The organism is Polaromonas sp. (assembly GCF_018780625.1).
Taxonomy (GTDB): Bacteria; Pseudomonadota; Gammaproteobacteria; order Burkholderiales; family Burkholderiaceae_C; genus Polaromonas.
Window position 1 is genome coordinate 18,603 of record NZ_JADMJK010000055.1, and the last position, 9,475, is coordinate 28,077.

Annotated in this window: 4 protein-coding genes; 2 read left to right on the forward strand and 2 right to left on the reverse strand. The window is 64.4% G+C overall.

Features of this window, described 5'->3' with window-relative positions:
• Positions 1-1,490: circularly permuted type 2 ATP-grasp protein (locus IV091_RS05315; RefSeq protein WP_293466081.1), on the reverse strand; the 1,490-nt coding region annotated here is incomplete at its 3' end.
• Between the two features lie 86 nt (positions 1,491-1,576).
• Positions 1,577-4,150 (reverse strand): DNA internalization-related competence protein ComEC/Rec2, encoded by a 2,574-nt coding sequence (locus IV091_RS05320; RefSeq protein WP_293466083.1) that lies wholly within the window; start codon positions 4,148-4,150, stop codon positions 1,577-1,579.
• Between the two features lie 235 nt (positions 4,151-4,385).
• Between IV091_RS05320 and IV091_RS05325 the strand changes: the two genes are divergently transcribed.
• Complete coding sequence (locus IV091_RS05325; RefSeq protein ID WP_293466085.1) at positions 4,386-7,997, forward strand: DUF2126 domain-containing protein; 3,612 nt, start codon at positions 4,386-4,388, stop codon at positions 7,995-7,997.
• A gap of 110 nt (positions 7,998-8,107) precedes the next feature.
• On the forward strand, positions 8,108-9,475 hold a 1,368-nt coding region (locus IV091_RS05330; RefSeq protein ID WP_293466087.1), incomplete at its 3' end, for a circularly permuted type 2 ATP-grasp protein.

Here is a 9,475-nt window from a genome sequence, read left to right on the forward strand (position 1 = left end):
GACTGCGACTGCGACTGCGACTGCACGGGCACGGCAGGGCCGGTTTCCAGAATCCAGGTGTCCTTGGTGCCACCGCCTTGCGAGGAGTTGACTACCAGGGAGCCGTCTTTGAGCGCCACGCGCGTCAGGCCGCCGGGCACCATTTGAACTTCCTTGCCGCTCAGCACAAAAGGCCGCAGGTCGATGTGGCGCGGGGCCACGCCGCTTTCCACATAGGTCGGGCAGGTCGAGAGGCTTAGCGTGGGCTGGGCGATGTAGCCCGACGGGTTGGCCAGAATGGCGCGCCTGAAGTCTTCGATTTCGGCCTTGGTGGAGGCCGGCCCCACCAGCATGCCGTAGCCGCCGGCGCCATGCACTTCCTTGACGACCAGGTCTTTCAGATTGGCCAGCGTGTATTGCAGGTCTTCGTTGTTGCGGCACAGGTAGGTCGGCACATTCTTGAGGATGGGCTTTTCACCGAGGTAGAACTCGATCATGTTCGGCACATAGGGATAAATCGACTTGTCGTCCGCCACGCCGGTGCCAATCGCGTTGCAAAGCGACACATTGCCGCTGCGGTAGACGTTGAGCAGGCCGGCGCAGCCCAGCGTGGACGAAGGCCGAAACGCCAGCGGGTCGAGAAAGTCGTCGTCGACGCGGCGGTAAATCACGTCGACGCGCTTGGGGCCGCGCGTGGTGCGCATGTACACAAAGTTGTCTTTGACGAAGAGGTCCTGGCCTTCGACCAGTTCCACGCCCATTTGCTGGGCCAGGAAAGCATGTTCAAAATAGGCGGAGTTGTACATGCCGGGCGTGAGCACGACCACGGTGGGCTCTGCCGTGGCGGGCGGTGCCATGCCACGCAGGGTTTCCAGCAACAGATCGGGGTAATGCGCTACCGGGGCCACGCGGTTCTCGCTGAACAACTCAGGGAAAAGCCGCATCATCATCTTGCGGTCTTCCAGCATGTAGCTGACCCCGCTGGGCACGCGCAGGTTGTCTTCAAGCACGTAGTATTCGCCCTCCCCCTGCGCGTTGGGCGCACGCACGATGTCAATGCCGCTGATGTGTGAATAAATGTTTCCCGGCACATCGACGCCCATCATCTCGGGGCGGAACTGGGCGTTTTGAAAAATCTGCTCGGACGGAATGATGCCCGCCTTGATGATTTCCTGGTCGTGGTAGACGTCGTGGATGAAGCGGTTGAGCGCCGTGACGCGCTGGACCAGCCCCTTTTCCATGCGGGCCCACTCATGCGCCGGGATGATGCGCGGGATCAGATCAAACGGGATCAGGCGTTCGGTGCCACCGTTGTCCGAACCCTCATGTTCGTCCTTGGCGCCGTAGACGGCAAAAGTAATGCCCACGCGGCGAAAAATCATTTCTGCTTCAGCCCGGCGCGCTTCCATCACGCTGTCGGACTGCCTGGCCAGCCAGCGCTGGTAGGGCTGGTAATGCGCCCGGACGCCCGTTGGCGCAGCGTTCATTTCATCAAACATCGGTTGGCTCATTAACGTGGTCTCCAGCAAGGTTTACGCACTTTATTTTCAATAGAGCTTAGCAAGTTATGCGCCAAGCCGGTGCATTCAGCAGAGTTTTAAAGCCCAGGTAGCGAGACTTCAGGCACATGATGCCAGTAGCGCAAGCCGGTCTGCCGCTGGCAACTCAGGTCTGCGGGCTGCAGGCTTTGCCAGCCCGCCGCGCCGCACTGGGACGACCGGATCAGCCGGATGCCGCGCGCCTGGTAGCGCGCCACCACCGAATCGACCGGGTGGCTAAAACGGTTGCGATAGCCCGCCTGCGCGAGCGCCCACTGCGGCTGCACCGCATCAAGGAACGCGGCGCTGGACGAGGTTTTGCTGCCATGGTGCGGCACAAGCAAAAAGTCAGCCTTCAGGCTCGAAGCGCCGGAGCCGGTGGCCAGCCTGCTCTCTTGGGCGGCTTCAATATCGCCCACCAGCAGCGCGGTCTGCCGGCCATTGGAGACGCGCAGCACGCAACTCAGGGTGTTGGGTTTGCCCTTGGCCTCATAGTCGGCGGCGCCTGGATGCAGCACCTCGAACGTGACCGCATCCCATTCCCAGCGCTGGCCCGCCAGGCAGCGGGTCGACTTGCGCAGCGCCTGCAGTTCATGGCCCTCTTCGATCGAGCTGAGCAGGCGGGCCTGCGGCTGCATGGCCAGCACCGCAGGCGCGCCGCCCGTGTGGTCACTGTCGCGGTGGCTCAGCATCAGCAGGTCGACCCGCTCGCCCAGCGCGCGCAGCAGCGGCACCAGAACGCGCTGCCCGGCGTCGCTTTCGCGGGAAAAGCGCGGGCCCGCGTCATAGAGCAAGGTATGGCGGGCCGTGCGTACCAGCACCGCATTGCCCTGCCCGATGTCGGCAACCAGCAGTTCGAACTCGCCTGGCACCACGCGCACCGGTTGCCACAGCAATACCGGCAGCATCAGCGGAAGGCCCAGCGCGCGCCATTGCCAGGGCAGGCGCAAGGCCAGCAATACACCCCCCATGACGCCCGCCACAGCGCACCAAATCGGTGCTGCAGCAACGCTGACCGAAGCCAACGGCCAGCGGGCCTGCGCCTGGAGAAACACCTCCAGCACGCCCACCGCCCACGCGGCGCCCTCCCAAACTGGTGCATACAACACGCCCAGCATGGCCAGTGGCGTGACCAGCAACGTGACCCACGGAATAGCCACCGCGTTGGCCAGCAAACCGACCAGCGACACCTGGTTGAACAGCAGCAGCGACAAGGGCGCGAGCGCCAGCGTCACCACCCATTGCTCGCGGGCCGCGCGCGCCAGGCCGGCCACAGGCCTGCCCAGCCATGGCGGAAAAAATGATGGGAGCCATCCAGTTTTTGAATCCCATTGGCCTGCAGCCCTTTGAGAACTTGCACCCTCAGCGCCTGAATCAGTCGCAAAAAGAACACCCACCGCCACAAACGACAACCAGAATCCGGCCTGCATCAAGGCCCAAGGGTCCAGCACGACCACCACCGCCATGGCCAGCAGCCAGGTGTGCCGCCACGGCCACTGCCTGCTGCTTTGCCGCAGCAGGACCACCGTGGCCAGCATCCAGATGGTGCGCTGGGCCGGCACACCCCAGCCCGAAAACAGCGCATACAGGGCGGCCAATGCCAGCCCTCCCAGCGCGCCCGCACCGCTGGCCGGCAGCGCCAGGCAAAGCCTGGGCGTCAGCCTGACGGAGCTTCGCCACAGACTGGCCACCAGCAAGGACGCGGCCCAGGCAAACATCGTGATGTGCAAGCCCGAAATGCTCATGAGGTGGGCTACGCCGGTAGCCCTGAAAACATCCCAGTCGGCGCGCTCAATGGCGTTCTGGTCCCCCACCACCAGCGCAGCCAGGACGCCGGCACGCTGGCGGTTTTCAATCCGCTGGAAAATTGCTTCACGCACCGACTGACGGGCTCGCTCCACGGGATGCGCCCAGCTGCTCGAGAGTTTGACGGGCGGCGCATCGCGCGGGCCGGCCCGCACATAGCCCGCAGCCTGGATGCCCTGCTCCCACAGCCAGAGTTCGTAGTCGAACCCGTGCGGGTTGCTGTTGCCATGCGGCGCCTTCAGGCGCACCGTCATTTGCCAGCGGTCGCCGGCGCGCAGGGGCTGCGGCTGGCGCTGCAACTCCAGCGCCATCTCGGCCGGATCAGCGCTTTCAGCGCGCAGGTCTTTCGCCTCCCGCACGCCAAAGCCTGCATACCAGCCCAGTAGAATTTGCGGTGGCAGGCTGACCGGCTGACCATCGATCCGAGCAGATTCAACGCGCAGGCGAAACCGCAGGGCGTCTTCGGCGGGCTGCGGCATGGTCAGCACCCGGCCGACCACGTCAATGTCGCGCCCTTCCAGCGCCGAATTCAGGGTGTTTGACTGGAAAACGCCGGCCCGCCATCCCGTCAAGCCAAAGCCCGACACGGCGGCAGCCACCACCAACGCGGCCAGGCCAGCGCCGCGCACAATTCCTTTTTTCGCTCCGATGAAACACTGCAAAAGTCCCAGCACGGTCGCTGCCAGCACCCCGAGTACTGCATAGCGCCCGCCTGGCCACAAAGTGGACTGCTGCAGTTGCACCGCCACACCGGCAATGAATCCGAATAAAACGAGTCCGGGGCTGATGGCGCCCCCTCGCACGCGGGCTGAAAAAAATCGATCCAAAGCCTGCTCCGCTATTGTTGTTGGATTAATGCCGCGCACCCCGGTCAGCGGACTGGCCTGATAAAGACGGTTTGGCTCAGCTCTTGCTTTACTGCATACACGCCGGAATCAAGCCAACTATTTTTGGCACAGCCACAGCATGTGACCATTTGTTGTTTCTATTGCTATTTCCATAGTTATATCTTGTGTCACAGTCGCTCCAGTTGACGTCATTTTTTTATAAGCGAGGTTGTCCTTGTCCATTCACGTTGCCCTGAGCCACATCACCCATTACAAATACGACCGTCCGGTCATGCTGGGTCCTCAGGTCATTCGCCTGCGCCCTGCGCCGCACAGCCGCACACGGGTGCTGTCGTATTCACTCCGGATCGAGCCCGCCAATCACTTCGTCAACTGGCAGCAAGATCCATTTGCCAACTACCAGGCCCGGCTGGTGTTTGCCGAGCCTACCCGCGAATTCAAGGTCACGGTGGACCTGGTCGTTGAAATGGCGGTGTTTAACCCGTTTGATTTCTTCCTGGAGCCCAAGGCCGAGGAATTTCCGTTTGCCTACAGCGAGTCCCAGGCGCGGGAGCTGGCGCCCTATCTGGTGACCCAGCCCGCCTCTCCGTTGCTGAAAAAGTACATCGACGAAACCGACCTCACGCCCAGGCGCACCATCGACTTTCTGGTGGGGCTGAACCAGCGCCTGCAGTCCGACATCAAATACGCCATCCGCATGGAGCCCGGCGTGCAGACGCCAGAAGAAACCCTGGCGCTGGCCTGCGGCTCGTGCCGCGACACCGGCTGGCTGATGGTGCAGCTGTTCAGGCACCTGGGGCTGGCGGCCCGCTTTGTGTCGGGTTACCTGATCCAGCTCAAGGCCGATGTCAAATCGCTGGACGGCCCGAGCGGCGCCGAGACCGACTTCACCGACCTGCATGCCTGGTGCGAGGTGTTTTTGCCCGGCGCCGGCTGGGTCGGACTCGACCCCACGTCGGGCCTGATGGCCGGCGAAGGCCATATTCCGCTGGCCTGCACGCCCGAGCCCACCAGCGCCGCGCCAATTGAAGGCGGCATGGAAAAATGCGAAGTCACGTTTGCGCACGACATGAAGGTGTCGCGCATTTATGAATCCCCGCGCGTGACCAACCCCTACACCGAGGCGCAGTGGGCCGAGGTGCTGGCGCTGGGTGAGGCGGTAGACCGCGACCTGGTCGCTGGCGATGTGCGGCTCACCATGGGCGGCGAACCGACCTTTGTGGCCACGTCCGACCGCGACGCGGCTGAGTGGAACATCGACGCGCTGGGCCCCACCAAGCGCGGCTACGCCACCGAGCTGGTGCAAAAACTGCGCACCGAATACGGCCAGGGCGGCTTTCTGCATTTCGGCCAGGGCAAGTGGTATCCGGGCGAGCAGCTCCCGCGTTGGGCGCTCAGCATTTTCTGGCGCAAGGACGGCCAGCCGATCTGGCAAAACCCGGCCTTGTTCACCGACGAACGAGACACCGCAGCCAGCTGCCGCTACACCAGCGCCGATGCGCAGCGCTTTGTGCAAACCCTGGCGGGCAAGCTGGGCGTGACGCCAAAGCACATCACACCGGGCTATGAAGACACCTGGTACTACCTGTGGCGTGAGCGCCGTCTGCCGGTCAATGTCGACCCGTTTGACGCGCGGCTGGACGAGCCCATGGAACGCGAACGCCTGCGCCGCGTCTTCATGCAGGGGCTCGATTCGGTGGTCGGCTACGTTCTGCCGCTGCAAACCAAGGAGGCGCTGGTCAAAAAGTACCCGCGCGCCATGCCGGACGCTGCGGGCAGCAGGTGGTCCACGGGCCCCTGGTTTTTCAGGGACGAGCGCATGTACCTGATGCCCGGCGACTCGCCCATGGGCTACCGGCTGCCGCTGGACTCGGTGCCGTGGGTGTCTGAAACCGACTACCCCTACCTGATCGAGGCTGACCCGTTTGCGCCGCGCCAGGACCTGCCGTCCACGGCAGCGATGGCCGCGCGCTACAACGCGCAAGCGCAGCCCCCCGCAACCACCAGCACCACGGTTCCCGCCAACCAGCACAACAGCGCCAGCGCCGTGGCGCAGTACATGGCGCGCTACATGACGGGCAACGCGGCCTCCACGCAGGCCAGCCGGATTTTGCAGTACCGACCCGCCGCTGCCGCCCCGGCCAGCGCGGGCAGCAGCGCAGCCGCCAACCCGGCGGTGGCAGCGGCGCCCTCGCCCGACGAGAGCCGCGCGCCCAAACCCTTCGAATCAGCCGCCTGGCTGACGCGCACGGCGCTGTGCGTCGAGGTGCGCGACCCGGCGCGGGCCAATGGCCCCAAAGACGAGCCCAAAGACAAAGCCAGGGATGCCGCCAGCAGCCGGGGCGAAACCGGCGCCCTCTACATCTTCATGCCGCCGCAAGAGCGACTGGAAGACTACCTGGACCTGCTGGCCGCAGTCGAAGCCACGGCGCAGACACTGGGGGTCAGCATCGTGCTGGAAGGCTATCCGCCGCCGCGCGACCCGCGCCTGAAAATGCTGCAAGTCACGCCAGACCCCGGCGTGATCGAGGTCAACATCCACCCCGCCTACAACTGGGGCGAATTGGTAGAGCACACCGAATTCCTGTACAAGATCGCGCATGAAACCCGGCTGTCGGCCGAGAAGTTCATGACCGATGGCCGCCACACCGGAACGGGCGGCGGCAACCACTTTGTGCTGGGCGGCGCCACGCCGGACGACAGCCCTTTCCTGCGCAAACCCGAAGTGCTGGGCAGCCTGATTGCCTACTGGCACAACCACCCGTCGCTCAGCTATCTGTTCTCGGGCATGTTCATTGGCCCCACCAGCCAGGCGCCGCGCGTGGACGAGGCGCGCAACGACCAGCTTTACGAGCTTGAAATTGCACTGCGTGAAATCGCCACCGCCCGCGCGCAACACGGCGACAGCATGCCGCCCTGGCTGGTCGACCGCACGCTGCGCAACATCCTGGTGGACGTGACCGGCAACACGCACCGCAGCGAGTTCTGCATTGACAAGATGTACTCCCCCGACTCCGCCACCGGACGGCTGGGCCTGCTGGAACTGCGCGCCTTTGAAATGCCGCCGCACGCCCGCATGAGCATTGCGCAGCAGTTGCTGCTGCGCGCGCTGGTGGCGCGTTTCTGGAACAAGCCCTACCACAGCCGCCTGACGCGCTGGGGCACCGAACTGCACGACCGATTCCTGCTGCCCAGCCTGATCCGCATGGACTTTGCAGACGTGCTGACCGAACTCAAGGAAGCCGGCTACAGCTTTGACATGGCCTGGTTCGAGCCGCATTTTGAATTCCGCTTCCCGCTGATCGGTCAGGTCGCGGCCAGCAGCATGGAACTGACGCTGCGCAGCGCACTGGAGCCCTGGCATGTGATGGGCGAAGAAGGGGCGGCGGGCGGCACGGTGCGCTATGTCGATTCTTCGCTGGAGCGCATCGAGGTGCATGTAAAGGGCCTGAACGACAGCCGCTACGTCATCACGGTCAATGGCCGCGCCTTGCCGCTGCAAAGCACCGGGCGCGTTGGCGAATACGTGGCCGGCGTGCGTTACAAGGCGTGGAATCCGCCGTCGGCGCTGCACCCCTCCATTGGTGTGCACGCACCGCTCACCTTCGACATCGTGGACACCTGGATGGAGCGTTCGCTGGGTGGCTGCCAGTACCACGTGGCGCATCCGGGCGGCCTCAGCTACGACACGCTGCCCGTCAATTCCTACGAGGCTGAAAGCCGGCGGCTCACCCGCTTTTTCCGCATGGGCCACACCCCCGGGAAAATGCAGGTCATGCCAGCCCAGCCAAGCCGGGAGTTCCCGTTCACGCTGGACTTGCGCTGAAGACAGGCGCCAAAAATCGCCCGCAGACTATGTGAGCGGGTAACGCATGGGACGGTTGGACGCACGCCTCAAGACCGCGCGACAACCACCCGCAGGCATACTCTAGTGCCGTGAAAAACAACACCCCATCTCTTTTTGAGGCCCATGCGCTGGAGACGCCCGGCGCACTGGCCGCTGCGCTGGCGCCCGAGGCCGCGGCCGGTCACTTTGACGAAGTGCGTGGTCGAACGTCTTTGGGCCCGCCGCGCGCAGCGCTGCTGCCCAGCCCGACCAGGCCCGTGCTGCGCGCTGCCCATGCGGCCCCTGGCTTGCCCGGCGCGTGCCAGGAAACCGAGGCCAGCGAAGCCCAAGGCGAGCCGCTGACACCCGAATGGACCGATTTTTTCAACTTGCTGGGACGGGACGGCTTTGACGACCTGACACACCGCGCGGCCAATCTGCAGCGCCAGGTCCGGGACAACGGCGTGACCTACAACGTCTACGCCGATGCGGACGGCCCGCAGCGGCCATGGTCGCTGGACCTGTTTCCCATGATGATCTCCAGCCAGGACTGGGCGGAAATTGAACCGGGCATCCAGCAGCGCGCCCGCCTGCTGGACCTGGTGATGGCCGACATTTATGGCCCGCAGGACCTGCTGGCCAAAGGCTTGCTGCCCAGTGCGCTGGTGCATGCCCACCCCGGTTATCTGCGCGGCATGCACGGCGTGAAACCAGTGGGTGGCAACTACCTGCGCATTGCCGCGTTCGACATGGCGCGCGGACCCGATGGCCGATGGTCCGTGGTGTCCCAGCGCACGCAAGCGCCTTCCGGCCTGGGCTACCTGCTTGAAAACCGCCTGACCATTTCCCGGCTGTTTCCCGAAGCGTTTCGCGAAATGAACGTGCAGCGGCTGGCCGACGCCTACAAGTCACTGATGGACGGACTCAAGGCCATGAGCCCGACGCAGCATGGCGAGGGCGACAGCCGCGTCGTGCTGCTGACTCCTGGCCCCTACAACGAAACCTATTTTGAGCATGCCTACCTGGCGCGCTTTTTGGGGCTGACGCTGGTCGAAGGCAGTGACCTGATGGTCAAAGGCGACCGGCTTTACCTGAAGACGCTGCGCGGCCTGGAGCCGGTGCATGGCCTGCTGAAACGGCTGGACGATGAATTTCTGGACCCGCTGGAGTTGCGCGCCGACTCCACGCTGGGCGTGCCCGGGCTGCTGCAGGTGATTCGGGCCGGCAATGTGCTGGTGACCAACATGCCGGGCTCGGCCTTTCTGGAATCCAGCGCCCTGCTGGGATTTTTACCTGCGCTGTCCAGGCACCTGCTGGGTGAAAACCTGGCCTTGCCATCGCTGGCGACCTGGTGGTGCGGCGAACAAGCGGTGCTGCATGACGTGCTGCGCCAACTCAGGCACTGCGTCATCAAGCCAACCTTCCCGGGCTCGGGCCAGGCGTCGGTGATTGGGCCTGGCTTGTCCGAACGCGCGCTG